General features: G+C 62.1%; 23 protein-coding genes and 2 pseudogenes. 11 read left to right on the forward strand and 14 right to left on the reverse strand.

Annotated elements, in window-relative coordinates; genetic code table 11:
• The 5 genes and pseudogenes from GR198_RS32835 to lgt form a co-directional block, all read right to left on the reverse strand.
• A pseudogene (locus GR198_RS32835) lies at positions 1–449 on the reverse strand (hypothetical protein); the annotation flags it as partial.
• Positions 450–540: 91 nt separating this feature from the next.
• Complete coding sequence (locus GR198_RS32840; RefSeq protein ID WP_011652944.1) at positions 541–1,692, reverse strand: M24 family metallopeptidase; 1,152 nt, start codon at positions 1,690–1,692, stop codon at positions 541–543.
• A 5-nt stretch (positions 1,693–1,697) separates the two neighbouring features.
• Positions 1,698–2,492, reverse strand: a complete 795-nt coding sequence (gene pgeF, locus GR198_RS32845; RefSeq protein ID WP_029873294.1) for a peptidoglycan editing factor PgeF — start codon at positions 2,490–2,492, stop codon at positions 1,698–1,700.
• Between the two features lie 111 nt (positions 2,493–2,603).
• On the reverse strand, positions 2,604–3,704 hold the full coding sequence (locus tag GR198_RS32850; RefSeq protein ID WP_029873295.1) for a class I SAM-dependent methyltransferase: 1,101 nt from the start codon (positions 3,702–3,704) through the stop codon (positions 2,604–2,606).
• Between the two features lie 18 nt (positions 3,705–3,722).
• Positions 3,723–4,571 (reverse strand): prolipoprotein diacylglyceryl transferase, encoded by an 849-nt coding sequence (lgt, locus tag GR198_RS32855; RefSeq protein WP_029873296.1) that lies wholly within the window; start codon positions 4,569–4,571, stop codon positions 3,723–3,725.
• A gap of 190 nt (positions 4,572–4,761) precedes the next feature.
• Between lgt and GR198_RS32860 the strand changes: the two genes are divergently transcribed.
• The 4 genes from GR198_RS32860 to GR198_RS32875 all read left to right on the forward strand — a co-directional run bounded on the left by GR198_RS32860 (position 4,762) and on the right by GR198_RS32875 (position 7,093).
• Positions 4,762–5,022, forward strand: coding sequence for an accessory factor UbiK family protein (locus GR198_RS32860; RefSeq protein WP_003541711.1), 261 nt, complete (start codon positions 4,762–4,764; stop codon positions 5,020–5,022).
• Positions 5,023–5,411: 389 nt separating this feature from the next.
• Positions 5,412–5,912, forward strand: coding sequence for a YbjN domain-containing protein (locus tag GR198_RS32865; protein WP_003541709.1), 501 nt, complete (start codon positions 5,412–5,414; stop codon positions 5,910–5,912).
• 1 nt (position 5,913) lies between these two features.
• On the forward strand, positions 5,914–6,741 hold the full coding sequence (gene proC / locus GR198_RS32870; protein WP_029873297.1) for a pyrroline-5-carboxylate reductase: 828 nt from the start codon (positions 5,914–5,916) through the stop codon (positions 6,739–6,741).
• A gap of 10 nt (positions 6,742–6,751) precedes the next feature.
• Positions 6,752–7,093 (forward strand): tRNA-binding protein, encoded by a 342-nt coding sequence (locus GR198_RS32875; protein WP_029873298.1) that lies wholly within the window; start codon positions 6,752–6,754, stop codon positions 7,091–7,093.
• A gap of 117 nt (positions 7,094–7,210) precedes the next feature.
• Here GR198_RS32875 and GR198_RS32880 read toward each other — a convergent pair whose 3' ends face one another.
• Entirely contained in the window at positions 7,211–7,906 is a 696-nt protein-coding gene (locus tag GR198_RS32880) for an MBL fold metallo-hydrolase (protein WP_029873299.1), read from the reverse strand.
• A gap of 287 nt (positions 7,907–8,193) precedes the next feature.
• Here GR198_RS32880 and GR198_RS32885 point away from each other — a divergent pair, with 287 nt between their 5' ends.
• Together GR198_RS32885 and GR198_RS32890 are read left to right on the forward strand one after the other, a co-directional pair.
• Positions 8,194–8,811 (forward strand): DUF1236 domain-containing protein, encoded by a 618-nt coding sequence (locus GR198_RS32885; RefSeq protein ID WP_029873300.1) that lies wholly within the window; start codon positions 8,194–8,196, stop codon positions 8,809–8,811.
• Positions 8,812–8,994: 183 nt separating this feature from the next.
• On the forward strand, positions 8,995–9,264 hold the full coding sequence (locus tag GR198_RS32890; protein ID WP_029873301.1) for a hypothetical protein: 270 nt from the start codon (positions 8,995–8,997) through the stop codon (positions 9,262–9,264).
• 141 nt (positions 9,265–9,405) lie between these two features.
• Here the strand turns inward: GR198_RS32890 and GR198_RS32895 are convergent.
• Positions 9,406–9,873, reverse strand: a pseudogene (locus GR198_RS32895) (aminotransferase class IV); the annotation flags it as partial.
• 284 nt (positions 9,874–10,157) lie between these two features.
• Between GR198_RS32895 and GR198_RS32900 the strand changes: the two are divergent.
• Genes GR198_RS32900 through GR198_RS32910 form a run of 3 tightly spaced genes read left to right on the forward strand, consistent with a single transcriptional unit; the run spans position 10,158 to position 12,752 of the window.
• Complete coding sequence (locus GR198_RS32900) at positions 10,158–10,649, forward strand: MarR family winged helix-turn-helix transcriptional regulator (RefSeq protein ID WP_017989072.1); 492 nt, start codon at positions 10,158–10,160, stop codon at positions 10,647–10,649.
• Positions 10,650–11,351, forward strand: a complete 702-nt coding sequence (locus tag GR198_RS32905) for a response regulator (protein WP_011652933.1) — start codon at positions 10,650–10,652, stop codon at positions 11,349–11,351.
• Positions 11,352–11,375: 24 nt separating this feature from the next.
• Complete coding sequence (locus GR198_RS32910; protein ID WP_011652932.1) at positions 11,376–12,752, forward strand: ATP-binding protein; 1,377 nt, start codon at positions 11,376–11,378, stop codon at positions 12,750–12,752.
• On the opposite strand, the gene GR198_RS32915 is transcribed toward GR198_RS32910, so the two are convergent.
• Complete coding sequence (locus GR198_RS32915; RefSeq protein ID WP_164070333.1) at positions 12,749–13,207, reverse strand: winged helix-turn-helix transcriptional regulator; 459 nt, start codon at positions 13,205–13,207, stop codon at positions 12,749–12,751. The genes GR198_RS32910 and GR198_RS32915 overlap by 4 nt on opposite strands.
• Before the next feature lie 34 nt (positions 13,208–13,241).
• Here GR198_RS32915 and GR198_RS32920 point away from each other — a divergent pair, with 34 nt between their 5' ends.
• Positions 13,242–14,108 (forward strand): oxidoreductase, encoded by an 867-nt coding sequence (locus tag GR198_RS32920; RefSeq protein ID WP_164022780.1) that lies wholly within the window; start codon positions 13,242–13,244, stop codon positions 14,106–14,108.
• 60 nt (positions 14,109–14,168) lie between these two features.
• Here the strand turns inward: GR198_RS32920 and GR198_RS32925 are convergent, their stop codons facing one another.
• From GR198_RS32925 to GR198_RS32935, 3 genes are all read right to left on the reverse strand, one after another.
• Positions 14,169–14,615, reverse strand: coding sequence for a BA14K family protein (locus tag GR198_RS32925; protein WP_029873305.1), 447 nt, complete (start codon positions 14,613–14,615; stop codon positions 14,169–14,171).
• 147 nt (positions 14,616–14,762) lie between these two features.
• Positions 14,763–14,978 (reverse strand): cold-shock protein, encoded by a 216-nt coding sequence (locus GR198_RS32930; protein WP_003561293.1) that lies wholly within the window; start codon positions 14,976–14,978, stop codon positions 14,763–14,765.
• A gap of 487 nt (positions 14,979–15,465) precedes the next feature.
• The gene (locus tag GR198_RS32935; protein WP_163883107.1) at positions 15,466–16,356 is read right to left on the reverse strand and encodes a DMT family transporter; all 891 of its coding nucleotides are present in this window, start codon (positions 16,354–16,356) and stop codon (positions 15,466–15,468) included.
• A 97-nt stretch (positions 16,357–16,453) separates the two neighbouring features.
• On the opposite strand from GR198_RS32935, the gene GR198_RS32940 reads away from it, so the two are divergent.
• On the forward strand, positions 16,454–16,924 hold the full coding sequence (locus tag GR198_RS32940; RefSeq protein WP_164022779.1) for a DUF3052 domain-containing protein: 471 nt from the start codon (positions 16,454–16,456) through the stop codon (positions 16,922–16,924).
• A gap of 4 nt (positions 16,925–16,928) precedes the next feature.
• On the opposite strand, the gene GR198_RS32945 is transcribed toward GR198_RS32940, so the two are convergent.
• From GR198_RS32945 to GR198_RS32955, 3 genes are read right to left on the reverse strand one after another with little or no spacing between them, the layout of a single operon-like run.
• Positions 16,929–18,071 carry a PQQ-dependent sugar dehydrogenase gene (locus tag GR198_RS32945; RefSeq protein ID WP_164052794.1) on the reverse strand — a complete coding sequence of 381 codons (1,143 nt, stop codon included), beginning with the start codon at positions 18,069–18,071 and terminating at the stop codon, positions 16,929–16,931.
• Between the two features lie 58 nt (positions 18,072–18,129).
• Entirely contained in the window at positions 18,130–18,903 is a 774-nt protein-coding gene (locus tag GR198_RS32950) for a class GN sortase (RefSeq protein ID WP_164022777.1), read from the reverse strand.
• Complete coding sequence (locus tag GR198_RS32955) at positions 18,893–21,280, reverse strand: marine proteobacterial sortase target protein (RefSeq protein ID WP_164052796.1); 2,388 nt, start codon at positions 21,278–21,280, stop codon at positions 18,893–18,895. The genes GR198_RS32950 and GR198_RS32955 overlap by 11 nt, the downstream gene beginning before the upstream one ends.
• Positions 21,281–21,418: the final 138 nt, after the last annotated feature.

Genomic DNA, 21,418 nt, shown 5'->3' on the forward strand with positions numbered 1-21,418 from the left:
GAGGAGGAACTGGGGGGGAGGGCGGCGGTCTGCTGCGGCTGTTGCGCCTCGGCCGGCGGAGCCGGCTGTGCGGCAAGCTCACCACTGGCGGCCGGCGGGGGCAGCGATTGTCCGTCGATCGGGGCAGAGGCGGCCGGTGAGGAGCCGCTTCTCGACAGGGCGTCTGCCTGTTCCTGCATCGTCGTCGGCGCCGCGCCGGTGCCGGGTCGATAGGCCCGCTGCGACTGATCATAGGCTGGATGGTAGCCGCCCTGCTGCGAGCTTCCCGAGAAACTGGGTTGGCGGGTGCCTGCCAAGCGCTCGGCTTCGCTCTGCGTCACCGGGCTCGACGGGGCGTCCCCGGAGGAATTGCCGATATCGACCTGCGGCGTCAGCGCATCGGTCGTGTTGCAGGCTGTCGACAGAGCCATGACGAACAGGAGCGTGGGCACAATCGCAGCTCGCGTCATCCCTTGATCCGTCCTTCCCGCAATCGCAATCAGCCCCACCCGAATTTATGCGGGTGGGGACGGTCGTCTGTCAATTCCGGATTCTCACCGGTCAGAGCCCGATGAAATCGAGCGGATGGCGGGATAGCGCGCGCGGCGCATCCGCTGTCGTCAGATAGGTCTGGCCGAGCGTCATCGCTGTGCCGGTATCGGAATCGGCGATGATCATGTGCACGAAGAGCGACATGTTCGGTTCGATCGGCTGCGGATTGCCAACATGGAACATCTGATGCTCCATCCAGGAGGGTGAGAAGCGGGCGCCGAGCGAATAACCGCAGGCATTCAGCCGGTGGCGAGCCAGGCCGCGCTCGTCGATGATCCTGGCATGCATGTCGAAGACATCGCCAAAGGTCTGGCCGGGCTTGAGCACGGTCTCGATCGCCTCGATGGTTTCACGGCAGGCGTTGTAAAGCTCGCGGTGGCGATGCGTCGGCTCACCGATGACGATCGTGCGCATCATGGCGGCATGGTAATGCGCATAGGCGCCGGCCCATTCGAGCGTCAGCTGGTCGTTGGCGTCGAGCTTGCGGCGGCCGGCCTTGTAGCGGCAAAGCAGGGCGTCGGCGCCGGAGCCGATGATGAACTCGTTGGCGGGGTAGTCGCCGCCGCCGGAAAAGATCGCGCCCTGCATGGCGGCGAGGATATCGGCCTCGTCGGCGCCGGGTTTTGTCAGCCGGATCGCCGCATCGAGCGCATCGTCGGCAAGAACGGCGGCGCGCTCGACATAGGCGACCTCCGTCGGGCTCTTGATCAGGCGCAGGCGGCTGACGAGGTAGGAGGCGTCGACGATCTGGCCGAAGGTGGTCAATTGCGCGTCGAGCAGGCGAGCAACACGGCCGGTCATGCCGTGCGTATCATATTCGACGCCGATGCGGGCGCCGAGCAGGTCCATCTCGACCAGCAGGTTCTTCAGGTCGAGCGTAGGGTCGGCATTGACCCGGTCGACCCAGATATGGATGTCCTCGAGGATCGAGGTATGCCTGGCCTGGCGAAGATCGGCCGAGCGGGTGATCAGCGCCATGGTGCCGTCGCTCTTGACGACCAGCGTCTGGAAGAAGCAATAGCCGAAGGTGTCGTAGCCGGTCAGCCAGTACATGCTTTCCTGGGCGAAGAGCAGCAAGGCGTCGAGCTTTTCTTCCTTCATCTTCTCGGTGAGGCGCGCAAGCCGGCTTGCGAATTCGGCCTTTTCGAAATGCAGTGCCATTCTGCTCAAGTCTCCCTGATTGATATCGCGGAAATCTGGCGGCCGTAATCCGGCTCCTTGCGATGTGTCGTCCTGCGGTAGGAAAAGAAGCGGTCGTTGTCCGGATAGGTGCAGAGGCCGAGGCTTTCGGCACGCACGCCGGCTTTCGTCAGCCGGTCGACGGTCAGCGCCGGCAGGTCGAACATGGCGTGGCCGGGCGTTGCGGAAGGCACGAAAAAGCGCTCGTCCGCCGGGTTTTCGGCGACGAAACGCTCGACGAACTCAGGGCCGACCTCATAACTTGCCTGGCTGATCGAGGGGCCGAGGCAGGCGACGATGCGAGCGCGGTCCGCACCGAGCGCCTCCATGGCGGCGATGGTATTTTCGAGCACGCCCGTCAGCGCGCCCTTCCAGCCGGCGTGGGCAGCACCGATGACGCGATTGTCAGGGTCGGCAAACAGGATGGGTCCGCAATCGGCGGCGAGCACGCCAAGCGCAATGCCAGGGGTGCGCGTTACCATCGCATCCGCGTCGGGGCGGGCGCCGTCGTAATCGGCGCCGATCGTCACGACATCGGGGGAATGGACCTGATGCACGGTTGCCAGTCGCTCGACCGGCAAGTCGAACCAGGCGGCGACGCGACGGCGGTTTTCCAGGACCTTGTCGCGTTCGTCGCTGGAGCCGAGGCCGACATTGAGGCCGCGATAAAGCCCTTCGGAAACGCCGCCGGCCCGAGTGAAATAACCGTGCCGGATCGTGGCGCCCGCTGCTTCGTTCAGCAGCGGGCTTTCGATCGGTGCGGGAGAGGCCGCGTCCTGCATCTGTGATTCCGGGGTTTTCGAGGGGTTTGTTATTATCCCAAGCGCATCGCATATACGGCGCGCTTCAAGTTCTTGTTTCGGGCGGATGTTGAACCAGCCGCGTACGCCCTGTCAATCCACCGGACGAAAGGGCATGAGATCGAGGGCGGGATAGGAGACCGCCATCACCTTGAAGAGTTCGCCCATCCGGCCTTCACCGGCGCCGGCGAGCCTTTCGACCGCCGCCTGGATGACCTGTTGGGTTTGCGGCTCGCGCTCGCGGCCGAGGGCGGCGGCACGTTCGAGGATGCCGAGGCCGCTCAGAAAATCACCCTGATGCAGGGCGCCGTTCAGATGCAGCCCGGCCGCAAGCGCCGTTTCGGCGAGCTGCTGGAAGTCGACATGGCTCGTCAGATCGGCTTCGCCGGGATGGGCGAGCGGCGGGTCGAATTCATGCATGCGCACGGCCTGCAGCGTATCGCCGAAGCCGGTGACGAGATGGCCGTAGTCGATCGTAAGCGCCGTGCCGCCGAAGGCGCGCAGCCGCTCGCAGATCGCTATCATCACCGCCTGGCGGGCAGGCGAGATCTCGAAGAGCGTGCCGACCGGTACGTTCTGCACCGGTTCGGGCAGCACGGCGGGATCGAGGCCGGCGACGCCGGCGGCGAAAGTCAGCTCGCCATCGGCGTCGATGCCGACCATGCGCTCACGGAAACCCGTCGGCATGCGGACGAACTGGCGGATCGGGATGGCGTCGAACAACTCATTGGCGGCAATCAGCGTGAAGCCGGGCGGTACTTCGTCGAAGCCATCGTGCCAGGTGATCTTCTCGCCGTAAGGCTCGAGCGTCTGGCTCTGGACGTCGCGCAGGCGCTCGCTGGTTTCGACGAGATGCACGGTCATGGCGTCGAAAAGCGGTGGAGCGATGCGGGAGATGACGCGTAGCATGTCTGATATCATGGTGCCGCGGCCAGGGCCGATTTCGACGAGGCGGACGTCTGTCGGTGTGCCGTGGCGCTGCCACGCATGGACGATGAACACGCCGATCATCTCGCCGAAGATCTGGCTCACCTCGGGCGCGGTGACGAAATCACCGGAACGGCCGAAGGGCTCGCGGGTGCGGTAATAGCCGTGTTCGGGGTCTGCGAGGCAGAGCGAGAAATAATCTGTGACGCTGATCGGGCCGTTGGCCTGGATAATCGCCTTGATCTTTTCGCCGAGAGCGGTGGTCATGTCGCGCGTCCTGCCGTTTCAGATCTGCAGCGCAGCCTGGCGGCGGGCCCGCAGCATCGCCCAGAGGCCAAGCAGGATCATCGGGGAGGAGAGCACCATGCCCATGGTCAGCCAGTTCGTGCCGAGGAGGTAACCGAGCTGGGCATCAGGCTCGCGGAAGAATTCGACGAAGATGCGCGACAGCGCATAACCGCAGACGAAGACGCCGGTAATGAAGCCGGGGCTTTTCAGCGCGCGCATGCCATAGACGAAGGCGGCCAGCACCAGGAGCAGAACGATGCCTTCGAGGCCGGCTTCGTAAAGCTGGCTCGGATGGCGGGCGAAGGGACCGCCAGTCGGGAAGACCACGGCCCAGGGCACGTCGGTCAACCGGCCCCAGAGCTCGCCATTGATGAAATTGGCGATGCGGCCGAAGAACAGGCCGAAGGGAACGACGGCGGCGACAATGTCGAACAGGCTCCAGACCGGGATGGCGTTGCGGCGGGCAAAGAGGATCATGGCGATCGTCGTGCCGGTCAGGCCGCCGTGGAAGGACATGCCGCCGTTCCAGATCTCGAGCGCACGGACGGGAGTGCGCATGACGGCGGGGAGATCATAGAAGAAAATATAGCCGAGACGACCGCCGAGGACGACGCCAAGCGCTGCCCAGACGATGAAATCATCGAGCTGCGTCTTTGATATCGGCGAGACGTTGCCGGGCCAGAGACTGTCATTGGCGGCGATGCGACGCGCATAGGCCCAGCCGAGCAGGATGCCGGCGACATAGGCGAGACCGTACCAGTGAATCGCCAGCGGACCGATCGAAAAGGCGATCGGATCGATATCCGGGAAAGGCATGATGGCAAGGAGATCGGCTGCTATCGGCAAGGTTTTCCACCTGTTGAGTTGCGCGGAACATGCCGCTGCGATCCCGGACGGTCAAGTCCATTGTTCGTGATGGCCCGTTCCGGCAAGCTTATCCCGTGTAAAGCGCTTGCATCGTCGATGGCGAAGCCCTACCTCAATCCTCGAGGCCCTGAAGGGCTGAATTCACCTCATGTGAAGGGAGAAAAACGCCATGACGACCGGAACGAACCGCATCATGGACGAATTCGCCAAGCTGATGACCGATGCGGCCGGTGCCGCCCAGGGCGTCCGTAAGGAGATCGAAACCGCCTTCAACGCCCAGGCCGAGCGTTGGCTGAACAGCATGGACATCGTCAAGCGCGAGGAGTTCGAGGCCGTGCGCGAGATGGCGATCAAGGCACGCGACGAGAACGAGGCGCTTGCCGCCCGCATCGCAGCACTCGAGGCGAAGCTTGCCGGCGAGGGCGCTTAAGTCCCGATACGACACAGATGCGGCGTTGCCTTCATGCCACACGCCGCATCTTCCTTAAAAAAACCAGGTGAGTTTTCCACCTGTGGACACTGCCAAAAAAGCCAATTCGCAGAGTCGCTTATTCTCCCTTCTGAATTGAATTTCGAAGAGCCTTTCCACAGTGGCCGGTCCTATTTTCCCTTCAGGGGGCTGGCAGGGGGCAAGGGGCGCTATACACTGATTTTAAATGATGATTCGAAGCGACTTGGTAAGCTCCGGGCAGGTTATCTGCGTTAAGTCTGGCAGCGGTTCAACGATCATCCGAGTGGTGGTTCCGGTATTTTGCGTGTGTCTTGCTTGTGTTCGTACACCAAGTTAGGTCGCATTCGTTCCGGTCAAGAAGGTGCTGCATGAACCTGATGGAATTGGAAGTCGAGCGTCAGTCGAACCCGGTCGATATGATCGAGTACGTTGCCTCCAACAACGACTGGTCGTTCGAACGGTCCGGCGAGGACGAGATCGCGATGACGGTCGAGGGCCGCTGGACGGACTACCACGTCTCCTTCTCCTGGATGGAGGAGTTCGAGGCGCTGCATCTTGGCTGCGCCTTCGATATCAAAGTTCCCGACATCCGGGTCAACGAGGTGGTCAAGCTGCTCTCGGCGATCAACGGGCAGGTGCTGATGGGTCATTTCGACCTCTGGCGCCAGGAAGATGTCGTCATTTTCCGCCAATCGCTGCTGCTTGCCGGCGGCGCGGAGCCTACCAATCGCCAGGTGGAGGTGCTGCTTTCCAGCGCGCTCGACACCTGCGAAGCCTATTTCCAGGCATTCCAGTTCGTCGTCTGGTCCGGTATGGAAGCGACGAAGGCGATGGAAGCCGTGCTGTTTGAAACGGTCGGCGAGGCATAAGATGCCGACGACCCCTTTTTCCTCGACACATCCCGTCGTTCTGATCGGTGCCGGAAACATGGGCGGGGCGATGCTTTCCGGCTGGCTGAAAAGCGGCGTTCCGGGCTCGGCCGTCATCGTTGTCGATCCCGGCCCGTCGCCGGCGATGCTTTTGACGATCAGCGAGGCTGGCGCGACCCATCTGACCGCGCTTCCTACGGATTTGAAGGCAAGCGTGCTGTTCCTCGCGGTCAAGCCGCAGGTGATGGAAACGGTGCTGCCGGCGGTGAAGAGTGCCGTCGGGCCGGACACGGTGGTCGTTTCGGTCGCGGCCGGCAAGACGCTCGGTTTCCTCGAGAGACATCTCGGCAAGGCCGCCATGGTGCGAGCCATGCCGAACACGCCAGCCATGGTCGGGCGGGGCGTTACCGGCGCTTTTGCCAATTCAGGGGTCAGCGATCGGCAGCGCGAACGCGTCCATTCCCTTTTGCGCGTCTCGGGGCCGGTCGAATGGGTGCCGGCGGAAGCCGATATCGATGCCGTGACGGCGCTTTCGGGCAGCGGTCCGGCTTATGTATTCTATCTCGTCGAATGTATGGCGGAGGCAGGCCGTAAACTCGGCCTGCAGGCGGACCTCGCCATGCGTCTTGCGCGGGAAACAGTCGCGGGGGCTGGTGAACTCATGCACCAGTCCCCCGACGACGCTTCGCGGCTGCGGGAGAATGTGACCTCTCCCGGCGGCACCACGGCGGCGGCGCTCGCCGTGCTGATGGCCGAAGACGGCATGCAGCCCTTGTTCGATGCAGCCCTTGCGGCGGCGCGCAAGCGGGCCGAGGAACTGGCTGGCTGACGGAGACCATATGGCAGAAGAGATCAGCTACGCCGATTTCGAGCGTGTCGATATCCGCGTCGGCACGATCATCGAAGCCAGCCCCTTTCCGGAGGCGCGCAAGCCGGCGTTCAAACTCCTGATCGATTTTGGTCCTGACATCGGCATTAAAAAATCCTCAGCGCAGATCACCGTGCATTATACGACGGAAAACCTGATCGGCCGGCAGGTGCTCGGCGTCGTCAACTTCCCGCCGCGCCAGATCGGGCCGTTCCGCTCGGAAGTGCTGACGCTGGGTTTCGAGGATGAGAACGGCGCGATCGTGCTTGCCGCGGTCGAACAGCCGGTGCCGAACGGCCGAAGAATGATGTGAGCGCGAGCTTACACTTAAAGCACGTCGCGTCGAATCGGATTCATGCGACGCGCTTTAAGCCGTTGTTTTATGCAAGTCGTTATCCCAAAACCGCTGCGCACTTTTGGGCGGCATGCATTAGTTGTTCCGGGCTTCGCCCGACGTGGCAGGATCGGATCCTCCACGAGGTCTGATCTCCTGCAGGAATGGATTGCTTCGCCGCTCGTCGCCGATGCGGCTGCCGGGGCCGTGGCCGCAGATGAAGCCGACGTCGTCGCCGAGCGGCAATACCTTGTCGCGGATGGAATCGAGAAGCTGCTGATGATCGCCGCCGGGCAGGTCGGTGCGGCCGATCGAGCCGTTGAAAAGCACGTCGCCGAGATGGGCGAAGTTCTGCGCACGGTTGAAATAGATGACGTGGCCGGGGGCATGGCCGGGCGTGTGATAGACCTCGAATTCGTGGGCGCCGAAAGAGATCTTGTCGCCGTCCTTCAGCCAGCGGTCAGGCACGACGTCGCGCAATCCTGATATGCCGTATTTTTCAGCCTGCGTTTCGATCCGTTGCAGCAGCGGCAGATCGTCCTGATGGGGGCCGACCACGTCGATGCCGAGGGCCTCCTTCAGCTCGCTGGCGCCGCCGGCATGGTCGAGATGGCCGTGTGTCAGCCAGATTTCCTTGATGGTCAGGCCGTTCTGGGTAATCGCCTGCAGGATGAGCGGCACGTCGCCGCCGGGATCGACGACGACGCCTTCCTTGGTATCGGGATCGAAGAAGATCGTGCAGTTCTGCTGGAAGGGTGTCACCGGAATGATGCCGGCCTGGAGCATGCCCATATGTGCCTCGCTTCGTGTCTCTGTTGCTTCGGGTATAGTCCGAAACCACGGCAAGGACAGCCGGAATCTTCCGCCATTGCGGCCTGCCTCACGGCAAAAAGACGGACTGAAACAAGAGTTTATGCCTCTCTTCGCCATTGCCGTAGAGCGGAAAAATTGAATTTTGTTCAATTCTTCAAGGTACTTGGATGAAATCTCCCACAAGCGGCTTTTCGCTGGGCGGAGTGCCGGGGAACATCGTGGAACCCCGCGCGTTGTCAGCCCATCGAAACCAAGGAGACGCTCATATGACCTTGAAGAGAAACATTCTGTTGGCTGGAGCCGTGCTCCTGGCGAGCGGCGGTCTTGCGCAGGCGGAGATGATGGCGACAACGGTCAACGATCTCAACGTCCGTGCTGGCCCCGGCCCACAATATCCCTCGGTCGGCCTTGCTACCCGCGGCTCCACCGCAGTGCTCGACGGTTGCATCGAAGGCAGCCGCTGGTGCCGTGTCGACGTCAACGGCATGCGCGGCTGGGTCTATGCCGATTATCTGCAGGTCGATCACGGCGGCAGTTCTGTTATCGTTGAAGAGCACCGCGCCGAGATCGGCGTTCCCAGCGTGACTTACGAGTCGACCGCGAGCGTCGTTCCGGCCGAGCCACAGCCGGCACCGGGCGACGAGTTGCTCGGCCCCGTCGGGTCGGTCGAGACTATCACCCCGCCCGAGACGGTGCGCACCTATATCGACACCAATCCGGGTGAGACGGTGCAGCTTGGCGGCGATGTCGTCGTCGGGGCGGAAGTGCCTTCAGACGTCACCTTCCAGACGATTCCCGACTACGAGTACCGCTATACGAGGATCAACGATCGGCCGGTGCTGGTCGATCCCGGTACACGCCGGATCGTCTACGTCTATCAATGACGTGATCGACAGAAACTGAGGCGAGGCGGACGTCGGACCGCCTCGTTCCGGGGCGTTTCTCCCTGCCTTAATCCCGCATCGGTTGATTTTTCTTAACGTTTTCCTCCAAAATATGATAATATACTAATATGCCGAAGGTTCGGCATAGATCGGCGATCGGGGAGATCGCCAAAGGAGGAAATCATGGAAGCGCTACTTCCGCTCATCACACAATTGATTGCCGGTGCAATCGGCGGCAACGCCGCGAGCGCCGCTTTGAAGCAGCAGGCGATCAACATCGTCGCCCGTACGATCGCAGGTGCGATTGGCGGCGTTGCCGGCGGTATGCTGCTCAGCATGGTCGGTGGGGAAGCGGCTATGACCGGCCTGATCGCCGACGGCATCGGCGGCCTGATCGGCGGCGGCATTCTCTCGACGCTCGCCGGACTGGTCATGGCACGGGCGCATAGATAAAAGGCCCGACGGGTCTGTATCTACAGCGGCGCGCGTCCTTTCAGACGCGCAAAGGACGCTGTAGTACTTTGAACTGCTGCATCCTTAAACCGATTCCGATTTAAGGAATTATGCAGTGGCCGGACCGATTGCGTGAGGGCCTTATTCGGCGGCGATCGCCGCCGGACAGGTTTCCTTGATGTCGTCGTTCATCCGTGTTTCGGAGATCGTCGACGGCGTGAAGCGATACGGGCCGATTTCGGAAACGGGGTCGATGACCGTCTGGCGGGTGATGCCGTTCAGGAAGCAATCCGGGGTCGGCGTGTGAATGACGCCGTCCTTGATGAAGAAGATGTTGGCGCTGGTCGCCTCAGTGACCTGGCCGCGACAATCGAGCATCATTGCATCGGCGTAGCCCTTGGCTTCGGCGGCGTGCTTGGAAATGGTGCAGATCATGTGGAGACCGGCAGCTTTGGAGGCGCAGGGCGCCGTCTTCGGATCGGGACGACGGTATTCGGCGATATCGAGGCGGATGCCCTTCAGCTTTTCGGTCGGGTTGAAATAGCTGCCCCATTGCCAGATGGCGATGGCGACGTTGATGCGGTTGGCCTGCGCCCCCGTCCAGCTGATTCAAAGGAATCTAAGCCATCCCCAAGCTCCTCCGGCGCTTCACGCGCCATGCCTGTTGATTGTTGTCCCCATTACGTTTTATCCACAGACGCAAGGGGAAATCGCGTATTGCGTCGGAGTGCCGGACGGGCCTTGTTTTCTGGGGAAATGCCAGGGAAATGAGAGGCCGTGCGGGGCTCACGCAGAGTTCGCGGAAGCTAATAGCGACGCAAATTTATGTCAATAAAGCTGACATATTTTCGCGAAAGCTTCCGGCAGCGCGCGGAAAAGAAAGGAAATGCCGAGTGTCACGACAGACCGGCCCGAAAGCAGGCAAGCCAGAGCCGCTAGCCACGCCGATGGAAGATACTGATATCATCGATTTCGAGATCATCGAGCTGTTCTTCTTCGCCTATCGCGACTTCGTTTCCGATCCTGACGCTATCCTCGAAAAGAGCGGCTTCGGCCGGGCGCATCACCGCGTCGTGCATTTCGTCAACCGCAATCCCGGCATGACGGTAGCCGATCTTCTCGAAACGCTGAAGATCACCAAGCAGAGCCTTGCAAGGGTGCTGAAACAGCTGATCGACTCAGGCTATATTCGCCAGGTGGCAGGTCCTGAAGACCGGCGGCAGCGCAAGCTCTATCCGACGAAATCGGGACGAGAGCTGGCGCTTGCCCTTGCCGAGCCGCAATCGCGCCGCATTGAGCGGGCATTCGAAGGGGCTTCTGCGGAGGTGCGGGAGGGCGTAAAAGCTTTCCTCAGCGGCATGCGGGATAGACAGAAGGCGGATTGAATGGCGGTCAAGACAGATATTTCCGACGATGCGGCGCACTTGCTGGTGGTCGATGACGATTCCCGCATCCGTGCGCTGCTCAATCGCTATCTCGCCGAAAACGGCTTCCGCGTCACCGTCGCCGCCGACGGCGCCGAGGCGCAGCGCAAGCTTGCGGGTCTCGACTTCGACCTGATCATCATGGATGTGATGATGCCCGGCGAATCCGGCATCGAGGTTACCCGCGGGCTTCGCGCCATCAAGAACGTCCCGATCATCATGCTGACGGCGCTGGCAGAATCGGGCAACCGCATCGAAGGCCTCGAGGCGGGCGCCGACGACTATCTTTCCAAGCCCTTCGACCCGCGCGAACTGGTGCTGCGCATCAACAACATCCTGCGCCGCAACGCCGGCGGTGAGGGACCGAAGATCGAACAGGTGATGTTTGGCCCTTACACTTTCTCGCTGACCCGCAAGGAGCTGAAGAAAGCCAGCGAGGTGATCCGGCTCACCGACCGCGAGCAGGAGATCATGCTGCTCTTTGCGCGGCGCGCCGGCGACACGATCCCCCGCCATGAACTGATCGGCAACGATACCGAAGTCGGCGAGCGGACGATCGACGTGCAGATCAACCGGCTGAGGCGTAAGATCGAGGACGATCCCGCCAATCCCGTCTGGCTGCAGACCGTGCGCGGCATCGGATACAGGCTGAGCATCGACTAAACTCAAGGTTCGGGACCGGCGCTGATGGTGACGATCGACAGCTTGCGGCGGGAAGACCGCACTTCTGCGCCGGGCTGGCGCTCGATCGTCCGCTGGCTGCGCCGGCGGCTGCCGACCGGACTTTACGCGCGCTCGCTGCTGATCATCATCATTCCGATGGTGCTCCTGCAATCCGTCGTCGCCGCCGTTTTCATGGAGCGCCACTGGCAAATGGTGACGGAGCGGCTGTCGCTTGCGGTCACCCGTGACATCGCCGCGATCATCGAGATCATCGAGACCTATCCGCAGAATTCGGACTATAGCGAGATCATCCGCATCGCCCGCGACCAGCTCAGCCTGCAGATCTCGATCGAGCCGGACGGCGATCTGCCGCCGCCGCGCGTCAAGCCGTTCTTCTCGATCCTCGACGGCATCCTCAGCGACGAGATCACCGACGAGATCCATCGGCCTTTCTGGATCGACACGGTCGGCAACTCTAACCTCGTCGAGATCCGCATCAAACTGGACAACAAGATCCTGCGGGTGCTGACCAAGCGCAGCCAGACTTATGCCTCGAACACGCATATCTTCATCGTCTGGATGGTCGGCACCTCGCTGGTGCTGATCGGCATCTCGATCCTCTTCCTGCGCGGGCAAATCCGGCCGATCCTGACCTTGGCGCGCGCGGCCGAAAGCTTCGGCAAGGGGCAGAAGCCCGATAATTTCTATCCGCGTGGCGCCGACGAGGTCAGGCGCGCCGGCCTTGCCTTCATTTTGATGCGCGAGCGAATCGAACGGCAGATCGAGCAGCGCACCGCGATGCTCTCCGGCGTCAGTCATGATCTGCGCACCATCCTCACCCGCTTCAAGCTGCAGCTGGCGCTGGCCGGCGACAATCCCGACCTGCATGGGCTGAACGATGACGTCAACGATATGCAGACCATGCTGGAGGCCTACATGGCCTTTGCACGCGGCGAGGTCGAAGAGGATGTCGGTGAGCTGAGACTCAGCGAGATCTTCGCGAAGCTGGAATCCGATTTCGCTCTGCACGGCAAAAAATTCAGCTATTCGATCGAAGGTGATGACGACATTTCCGTCAGGCCGAACGCCTTCATGCGTCTCGTCACCAACCTTGCCTCGAATGCGCGCCGATATGCCGATAGGCTCGACATCGAGGCCAAGCACAACGCCAAATGGCTGACCGTCATCTTCGACGATGACGGGCCTGGCATTCCTGAAAAGAACCGTGAGGATGTGTTCAAGCCGTTCTTCCGGCTGGATACGGCGCGCAACCTCGATGCATCAGGCACCGGGCTCGGCCTTGCGATCGCCCGCGACATCGCCCGCAGCCACGGCGGCAACGTCACGCTCAGTGACAGCCCGCTCGGCGGGCTGAGGGCAACGATCCGCATCCCGGCTTAGGCACGGGCGGCCGTCAGCTTCACGGCTTTGCGTGCATCGAAATCGTCCAGGTGTTCGACGATCCAGCGCCATAGCGATACGACCTGCATGAGGAGATCGCGTCCGAGCGGCGTCAACTCATATTCGACGCGCGGCGGCACTTGGGGATAAAGCGTGCGGATGACGAGGCCATCCCTTTCGAGGGTGCGCAGCGTCTGCGTCAGCACTTTCTGGCTGATGCCCTCGACCCGCTCCAAAAGGCGCGAGAATCGCAGGGGTGCGCCGGCATCGGAGAGCACATGCAGAATGCGCAGCGGCCATTTCGCCGCCGCCCGTTCGATCAGTTCACGGGCCTGCCCATCCTGTTCGTCCGTCATGCTGTTGCAGAAATCGAACATGTCGCTGCTCACGTCAGTTACCTCAAGGTGTGTATAGATCGTCTGGGTACCTTCTTTCGATCGGATACAATAGACCATACATGAACCGGGAACCAAAGAAGGAGGGTTTCCGATGTTCAGAGTCTGGTTGATAACAGGGAGTTCGCGCGGTCTCGGCCGGGCGCTGGCGGAGGCGGTATTGGCCGCCGGCGACAATCTGGTGGCGACAGCGCGCGACCCCGGCCAGCTTGCCGATCTTTCCGAACGGTATGGCGATCAGGTGCTGACGCTGGCGCTTGACGTGACCGACGAGCCGGCGGCAGCGGCGGCAGTCAAGGCGGGTGTGAAGCGGTTCGGGCGCATTGACGTTCTTGTCAACAATGCCGGCTACGGCAATGTCGGCTCGATCGAGGATACCAGCCTTACCGATTTCCGGGCCCAGATCGAGACCAACCTCTTCGGCACGATCATCATGACCAAGGCAGTCATCGCCTTGATGCGCGGGCAGGGAGCGGGACACATCATCCAGTTCTCATCCGTCGGCGGCCGGATCGGACCTGCCGGGCGCGGCGCCTATTCGGCGGCGAAATTCGGTGTCGAGGGTTTTTCCGAGGTGCTGGCGAAGGAGGTCGCGCCATTCGGGATCAAGGTGACGGTGATCGAGCCCGGCGGCTTCAGGACCGATTTCGCCGGCTCCTCGACGGTGCTTGCCGAAGGGCGGCAGGACTATGCGGAGACGGTCGGCGCCACGGTGCGCTTCCAGCGTGAATATGATGGGCGCCAGCCTGGCGATCCTGCCAAAGCGGCTGCGGTCGTCATCCATATCGCCGGTCTCGACGAACCGCCATTCCGGCTGCTGCTCGGCAGCGATGCGGTCCACAATGTCGAAAAGGCGGATGCGGCGCGTATCGAAGCCGATCGGATGTGGCGCACCGTCAGCGTCTCGACCGATTTTGATGCAGAGGCCGAGTCGCTGCCCTGGAAAAAGAAGACCGGTTGACCCAGGAAACACAAAAGCGCCGCTGAAAAGCGGCGCTTTGCATCAGGGATATTCGACGATTCAGCCGGCGGTGCAGAAGTGGCTGCGACCGTCATTGCCGATATAGGTACCACTGCGCGGATCGAAGGTGCGGTAGCGGTAGGAGCAGTAACGCTGCCATTGCGGCGACCAGGGCTCCACCGCCGTGCGGACCGGCTCGTAATATTGCGGCTGATCGACATATACGCGGCGGGGCGCGCGATAGACCGGAGCGGGCTCGTAGTAATCCGGCTCGTAGGCCGGGTCGATGTAGCGGCGCTCTTCGTAAACCGGACCGTTATTGGCGTTGGCGATGGCCGAACCGACGATGAGGCCGGTGGCAAGGCCGACGGCGCCGCCGACCCACGCATCGTTGTTGCCGTGATCACGGCGCCAGTGGCGGTCGCGGGCCGACGCTTCACCGATGGCGGAAAGCGTGAGCGCGGCAGCGGTAGCCGTCAGCAGAAGGGTCTTGGCGAGCCTGTTCATAAGTATAAATCCTAATCCCGGGAACCGAACGCCGGTCCCTTTCTCGATGGTTACAGTCGTACAGATTTTTAGCTGAACGAAGGCTGAACGACAAAACCCGGCATTGCTGCCGGGCTTCAACTCGAATTCGCCAGCCTTGTTAAGGGTTCAGCCCGCAATCTGCAGATTGACGGCCTTCGGGCCCTTGCCGCGGCGATCCGGCTCCGTGTCGAAGCTTACCTTCTGGTTTTCCGTCAGACCGGCCAGGCCGGAGGCCTGAACGGCAGAAATGTGAACGAAGATATCGGCGCCGCCCCGGTCCGGCTTGATGAAGCCGAAGCCTTTGTCGGTATTGAAGAATTTTACAGTGCCAGTCTCTGCCATGCCTCAGGTCCTTTTCTCTCTGCCCGCCATCCACACGGGCAGCATCATAGCATTGCCTCCCGGCGGGAGGTGTTGGCAGGCAATTCTTGAAATTTGAGAAAAAGGTCCCCTCTACCTCGGCCTGTTCCAGGCAGGACTTTCGCCCGCCATTTTCGGAACCGGCTGACCGGAATATTAGCGTTCCCGGCGCGCAAATACTTAAGGACTTCCCATGCTCGCAAAATGCCCGAACGCGCTGAGAGTGCTGCGTTTAAAGGATTTTGGCAAGCAAAAGTTTTTTAACGTGTCGTCCGGGGCACACCCCTGCCGATATCCAATTTGCGCAAAAACGCGAAAATTTCCTTCGCCGATAGGGAATGATTAACGTTTTATATCGTCTGCAATATAAGTTCCGAGCAGATTTTCCCAAAAATGCAACGTGAACGCGTCTCTCGCGGCAAATGAATTTTTTTTCCGATGCGTGACACACCCATATTTGGACGCGTGTTCACGTGGCTGGCAGGCGCCGGCGGGTCAATCCCGGCACGAGTTCGACCACAAGCATAGCGATAAACATTAGCGCGCAACCTGCATAACCTGTTACCGGCATCGTTTCGCCGAGCAGCAGGGCTGCAAGCGAGGCGCCGAAGAGCGCTTCGGAAGAAAGAAAGATCGCGGCCTGCGAGGGCGTCGTGTAGCGCTGGCCGATCACCTGCAGCACGAAAGCCACGCCCGAGGAGAAGATGCCGACATAAAGGATCTCCGGCGCCGCGGCCTGTATTGCCGAAAGGCTGACCGGTTCGACGGCTGCCGCAACGGCCAGCGCACAGACTGCGGTGACGGCAAATTGCGTGGCGGAGAGTGCGAGCGGCCTTCCGGTCTCGGAAACGGTCGTGCCGGCAAGGGTGATCTGAATCGCCCAGAAGACGGCACAGACGACGGTCAGCAGATCGCCAGGTGTCAGCGCCGAGAGATGGCCGCCGGACAGGAGATAGATGCCGGTGACCGCCATCAGCGCCCCCGGCCAGATGATCCAATGCGGGGCACGGCGCAGGAAGAACACGGCGATCAGCGGCACGAAGACGACGTAGAGGCCAGTGATGAAGCTGGAATTCGTCACCGTCGTCGTCTGCAGGCCGACCTGCTGCGTGGCTGCGCCGCCGAAAAGGGCAAGTCCGATCAGGATATAGAGCTTCGCATGGCGCGCGCTGGTCTTCTCCTTTGCCTTGCGCGCTTCAAAAAGGACGAAGGGCAGCACGGCCAGGGTGGCCACGGCAAAACGCAGGCCGATGAACCAGAAGGGGCCGATCGCCTTCATCGCCGTCGACTGCGCGACGAAGCCGCCGCCCCAGATGGCGGCTGCAAGCAATAGGAGAAGGTTCGCCTGAACGCGCGTCATGTCGTCCTCGATGGGAAGGGATGTGCCCCAGCGGTTAGCAGTTGCATTTCCTTTCGGCAAGGGTGAAGACTTCGTGCCGGTTGACGGAGGTGAAGACATGCGAGGCGAGGAGAGGTCGCAGGCTGACGACACGGCAGCGCCCAAGGCCGCCGGTTATTCCGGCACGCCGCTGGCCAGGAAGCTCGGCCTTGCACGCGGGCAGGCGGCGGCTCTTCTCGGCGTTCCTGAAACGATCGGCGATATCAACGGCTTCGACGGCTTTGCCTCGGTCGTTCGGGCACTTCCGGAGACGCCCGCACGCGTATTCGACTATGTGCATCTCTTTACGACCGAACGGGCCGTGCTAGAGCGGACCGCGCCTGCGCTCCTGCCTGTTCTGATGCCGAATGGCATGCTCTGGATCTCCTGGCCTAAGAAGAGTTCACGGGTTTCGACCGATATCACCGAGGACGTGCTGCGGGAGGTTCTGCTTCCGATGGGCCTCGTCGACATTAAGGTCTGCGCTGTCGACGAGATCTGGTCCGGGCTGAAATTCGTCATTCGCAAGGAGCTGCGCGGCGCGTTGTGATCGCTCAGCCGTTACGGGCTTGGGCTCTCGATATCCTGAGCAGCGCGCCGTCGTCCTCGTCCGTCACCATCAGCAGCGCGCCGTCGGGGGCGACGACGACGTCGCGGATGCGGCCGTATTCGCCCTCGAACAGGCGCTCTTCGGTGACGAAGGCGCCGCCGTCGTCGCGCTGCATGCGCGAGAGCAGTTGAAACTTCAGCGCCGCGACGAGGAAATTGCCGTCCCATTCCGGGAACATGGCGCCACGATAGACGACGAGGGCGCCTGGTGCGATCGAAGGATCCCAGTAATGAAGCGGCTGTTCCAGCCCGTCCTTGGCGGTGCCTTCGCCGATCTCGGCACCCGAATAGTCGCGGCCATAGGTGATGATCGGCCAGCCGTAATTCTTGCCGGCCTCGGGCTGGTTGATCTCGTCGCCGCCGCGCGCGCCGTGTTCGACAGTATAGAGCTTGCCATCCTTGGCGTCGAAGGTGATGCCCTGCGGATTGCGGTGGCCTTTCGACCAGATTTCCGGCAGCGCCTTGCCTCCGTCCTTGAATGGATTGCCGGCAGGGATGCTGCCGTCGGCATTGATGTGGATGATCGAGCCGGCATCGTCCTGCCAGTTCTGCGAGCGGTCGCGGTTGCCGCGATCACCGACGCTGATGAACAGCGTACCGTCTGCGGCAATCGCGATGCGCGAGCCGTACTGGATATTGCCCGAGGTGAAGCGCCGCATGCTGAAAATAGGCGTCACGGCGTCGAGTGTCTTCTCGTCCGTGGAAAGCGTGGCGCTGAAGGCTTCGGTGCCGGAGCCCTGGCTGTTGGCGATGGCGGCGGTGAAATAGAGTTTGCGAGATGTCGCAAAGTCCGGCGCGAGCGCCACGTCCATCAGGCCGCCCTGGCCACGGGCGCTAACCTTGGGCACGCCCCCAATCGGCTCGGAGACCTTGCCGTCGCGGACGATGCGGATGCGGCCCGGCCGCTCGGTGACGAGATAGGCGCCATCGGGCAACACCTCGACTGCCCAGGGATGTTCGAGGCCGTCGGCGAGCTTGTCGACACGGACGGCGAGTTCCTGCGTGTTGACGGTCTCGGCCGCATCAGCGGACACCGTGCTGAACAGGACCAGCGCTGCTGCGAAATGGAAGGCGGATATTCTCTTCATGTTGCTCCCCGTCGTTTCTCTATGCGGAACGTGGAGCGGGTAGGGAAGGGCTTCAACCTCATTCGACCTGCAATAACGGCTTTGTGTTTACCGGTTGAACCGAGCCCGTCGCCTGGTCGTCAACCAATTCTGCCTCAAGGATGTAGCGCAACGGCCCGCGTTCCGTCGCGTCAAAGGGCCAGCAGGTGGTCAGCACCAGGCGGCGGCCATCGGAGGAGGGATCGATGCCGTTGGCATCCCACGGGGCGATGCGGCCTTCGCCGGCCTTGAAGGTCAATAGTTTGCCGTCGCGGCGGGTGACCTCGATCGTATCGCCGGGCCTTATATATTGCAGCCAGCGGAAATGCGTGTCGCGATGGGCGGCGATGACAGAGGTGCCTTCGTCGCCCGGCTGTGGCGTGTTGACGAGCCAGGCCGGACCGAAGGCCAGAGCCTCGCCAGAGGCGCCGGAAAGCACGATCGCTTCCTTGCCGAGACGCGGCGCGCGCACCTTGGCCTCGGTGGTGAAATCCGCCCAGGGCCAGGGTTTTGTCTCTTTCCCCTGAAGCTCCGCGGCGAATGCGCGTTTCAGCAGGATCTGGGAGAGCTCCGCTTTCGCCTTCAGCAGGAAACCGTCGCCGATCAGCGCCAAGCCATAGAAGGCAAGGCCGGCGATGGCAAAGGCGATCGCCTTTTCGATCGAGGAAAGACGCCAGAGGAAGAAACCCTTCCGCTGGCGAGGCTTCGGCATGTCGTGGGCCGTGGCGGCGGCCATGGCGAGTTCCAGATATGTCGGAAGCGGCTCGAATTCGGCCGCTTCCCCGTTCTGGCTTGCGGAGAGCCTAGAGACCATTTCGCTTGGCTCCGACCGCGATAATGCCCTTGAGGCGTCGCCGCCAGACGGCCAGCCCGCTTGCCGCCGTCAGCGCCAGGAGCAGCATGGTAAGCCCGCGGATGATCTGCTCGTCGGCACGCGTCGCCGTCTGCGGCAGGTTCACGGTCGAGCTCTTCTGCGCGATCATGGTGGCCGCCTTGGCGGTCGGGGCTGCGGCCATCATGTTTGCGATCTCAGGCGATGCGGCGAGATCCTGTGTTTCGACTGCAGCCTGCTCCGGTCCGGCGTTTCCTGCCGGCGTAGCCGAGCCATGGCGTTCTGCGCCGCCAAGAGGGGCAACGTTTTCACCGAAGACCTTATCAAAGTCCCAACCATCCGGCAGGTTGAGCGGCAGCTTGGCCGAGCCGAGCGGCTGATCGGCCGGGCGCGACGGGGTGACATCGACGGCAACCAGGCTGGTGACGCGGGAGACGAGATGGTGGGCGAGCGCCACCGTCTCAATATCCTTGTCGAGCACGGCCGGATCCTGACGCTCATAGGCACGGGCCTCGAAATCGTCGATCTTGCGGCGTGCCCAGAGCTTGGAAATGCCACTGCCGTCGGCGGCATTGGCGATATCCATCTCGACGCGCCAAGGCTGGTCGCCTGTCTTGCCGATGATCTGCAGCTTGCCGGCGGGCTTCTCTTCAGGCAGCTCCGCGGTCAGCACGACGGGTTCGCCGCTATAGAGATCCGGCATCGGGTTCGGCGTGATATTCTCTGCTTCGATGCCTTCGAAGGTGGCAGTGATATCGGTCATGGCTGGGTTCTGCAGCTTGGCGAAAAGCTCGCCCATGCGGCTTGCCACCTGGTCGGTCGAGCCGATCGCCGTGAAGGTGCCGCGGCCGATCTCGGCAGCCTTGGTCATGAAATAGGTGTTCGGCGCCGAGCCGATGCCGACGGTGAAGACGCGAGAGTCGCCGCGGTTTGCGGTGATTTCCTGGAAGAGCTGCTGTTCGTTGCCGATCGCGCCATCCGTCAAGAACACGACCTGGCGCAGCGCTCCGCTTGCGACCGGTCCCTGGTTGCGCAGCGCAGCCTGCAAGGCAGGCAGCATTTCCGTGCCGCCGTCGGCGGTCAGGCCTCTGACATAGGCGATCGCCTTTTCGCGATTGTCAGGGGTGGCAGTGACGAGACCCTTGAAATAGTCAGTCATCGTATCGTCGAAACGGATGACGTTGAAGCGGTCGTCGGGGTTCAGCTTGGAGATGGCGAGCGCCAAGCTCTGCCTCGCCTGCTCGATCGACGGGCCGGACATGGAGCCGGAATTGTCGATGACGAAGATGACCTCGCGTTTTGCCGGCGGTGCTGCCGCATCCGGGGCCGTGGGCGGGGTGACGAAGGCGAGCAGATAGGTCTTACCATCAATCACTTCGCGGAAGAGGCCGGCGCTCGGCATCTTTCCGGGAGCGGCCTTCCAGGTGAGTTCGAAATCCTTATCGGCGGGAACGGTGTCCGCCTTCAGGCTGATCGTCCTCGCCTGGTCGCCGTCCTGGCTGATATCGACCGCGTGGAAGGACGATTTGACATCGCCGAGCGGGAAACCAGCCCGGAGGTCGACGGTCAGCGAAACCGGGTTGATCCTGGCGTTCTCACGCGGATCGAGCACGGGGGCTTGGATCTTGTCGCGGTTTTCCACCGGGTCGCGCGGCGTGGCGAAACCGGCGCCGTTGTTGAACTCGACCGTCTGGACGATCGGCGCCGGATTGTAGCGCGGAGCGACAACCATCGGGAAGCGCAGCGAGAACTCGCCGCCCGACTGGTGGATGGTCTGCTGGTATTCGATCTGGACAACGATGGTTTCGCCGGGACCGATATTGGCGACCTGGTTGGTGAAGATGTTCGGCCGCTGCTGTTCGAGCAACGCCGTCTTCTTGCCCTCGGCCTTGGCCTGCTCGTAGATCTCGCGAGCTTCCTGGCGCGGCTTGATCTGACCTTCGATGAAGCGTTCGCCGATCTGCATTTTCAGCGCGTCGACGGCGGAATTGTCCGGCAGCGGGAAGACGTAGGTGCCTTCGACCCAACCCTGGCTCGGATTCTGGAAGCGCTGCGTCACCTTCACCCTGGCGATCGGGCCGGAGACATCGATGGCGACATCGGTCTTCAGCCGCGGCGCTTCGACATAGAAGCCCGGCTCCTTCGACGGAAAGAGCAGCGAGCCGCTATTGACGTCGTTCGGCCGGACAAGCGCTGCGAGCTGGGCGGATGCCTGCGGCGTCTCGGCGGCGCGGGCGGCGGAGGCAAGCCCCAGGATCGCGGCGATGCAGGCGGCAAAGGCGGTGACGGCAATAAGGACTGAAACGGAAATTCGGCGCGCACGAATGCGCCCTATGATAAACTCATCTTCCAGAAACATTGGCATACCCTCAATAACCAATTTCGGATGCCGGATGATGCGGCTTCGATCTCGGCGCGCTCGCGACGGAATTGCGGCGTGGCGCGGCATTTGTTGCGGCTTATTCGTGGCAATGGCCGAATTCGACGATGCCACTGA

Origin of the sequence: Rhizobium leguminosarum, from assembly GCF_010668065.1 — a bacterium.
Classification (GTDB): domain Bacteria; phylum Pseudomonadota; class Alphaproteobacteria; order Rhizobiales; family Rhizobiaceae; genus Rhizobium; species Rhizobium leguminosarum_S.

Bases quoted from the DNA above. Each gene is read 5' to 3' on its own strand.
- GR198_RS32840 (WP_011652944.1), bottom strand. From the start codon at position 1,692: ATGGCACTGCATTTCGAAAAGGCCGAATTCGCAAGCCGGCTTGCGCGC.
- pgeF (WP_029873294.1), bottom strand. From the start codon at position 2,492: ATGCAGGACGCGGCCTCTCCCGCACCGATCGAAAGCCCGCTGCTGAAC.
- GR198_RS32850 (WP_029873295.1), bottom strand. From the start codon at position 3,704: ATGACCACCGCTCTCGGCGAAAAGATCAAGGCGATTATCCAGGCCAAC.
- GR198_RS32860 (WP_003541711.1), top strand. From the start codon at position 4,762: ATGACGACCGGAACGAACCGCATCATGGACGAATTCGCCAAGCTGATG.
- GR198_RS32865 (WP_003541709.1), top strand. From the start codon at position 5,412: ATGAACCTGATGGAATTGGAAGTCGAGCGTCAGTCGAACCCGGTCGAT.
- proC (WP_029873297.1), top strand. From the start codon at position 5,914: ATGCCGACGACCCCTTTTTCCTCGACACATCCCGTCGTTCTGATCGGT.
- GR198_RS32875 (WP_029873298.1), top strand. From the start codon at position 6,752: ATGGCAGAAGAGATCAGCTACGCCGATTTCGAGCGTGTCGATATCCGC.
- GR198_RS32880 (WP_029873299.1), bottom strand. From the start codon at position 7,906: ATGGGCATGCTCCAGGCCGGCATCATTCCGGTGACACCCTTCCAGCAG.
- GR198_RS32885 (WP_029873300.1), top strand. From the start codon at position 8,194: ATGACCTTGAAGAGAAACATTCTGTTGGCTGGAGCCGTGCTCCTGGCG.
- GR198_RS32890 (WP_029873301.1), top strand. From the start codon at position 8,995: ATGGAAGCGCTACTTCCGCTCATCACACAATTGATTGCCGGTGCAATC.
- GR198_RS32905 (WP_011652933.1), top strand. From the start codon at position 10,650: ATGGCGGTCAAGACAGATATTTCCGACGATGCGGCGCACTTGCTGGTG.
- GR198_RS32910 (WP_011652932.1), top strand. From the start codon at position 11,376: ATGGTGACGATCGACAGCTTGCGGCGGGAAGACCGCACTTCTGCGCCG.
- GR198_RS32915 (WP_164070333.1), bottom strand. From the start codon at position 13,207: ATGGTCTATTGTATCCGATCGAAAGAAGGTACCCAGACGATCTATACA.
- GR198_RS32920 (WP_164022780.1), top strand. From the start codon at position 13,242: ATGTTCAGAGTCTGGTTGATAACAGGGAGTTCGCGCGGTCTCGGCCGG.
- GR198_RS32925 (WP_029873305.1), bottom strand. From the start codon at position 14,615: ATGAACAGGCTCGCCAAGACCCTTCTGCTGACGGCTACCGCTGCCGCG.
- GR198_RS32930 (WP_003561293.1), bottom strand. From the start codon at position 14,978: ATGGCAGAGACTGGCACTGTAAAATTCTTCAATACCGACAAAGGCTTC.
- GR198_RS32935 (WP_163883107.1), bottom strand. From the start codon at position 16,356: ATGACGCGCGTTCAGGCGAACCTTCTCCTATTGCTTGCAGCCGCCATC.
- GR198_RS32940 (WP_164022779.1), top strand. From the start codon at position 16,454: ATGCGAGGCGAGGAGAGGTCGCAGGCTGACGACACGGCAGCGCCCAAG.
- GR198_RS32945 (WP_164052794.1), bottom strand. From the start codon at position 18,071: ATGAAGAGAATATCCGCCTTCCATTTCGCAGCAGCGCTGGTCCTGTTC.
- GR198_RS32950 (WP_164022777.1), bottom strand. From the start codon at position 18,903: ATGGTCTCTAGGCTCTCCGCAAGCCAGAACGGGGAAGCGGCCGAATTC.
- GR198_RS32955 (WP_164052796.1), bottom strand. From the start codon at position 21,280: ATGTTTCTGGAAGATGAGTTTATCATAGGGCGCATTCGTGCGCGCCGA.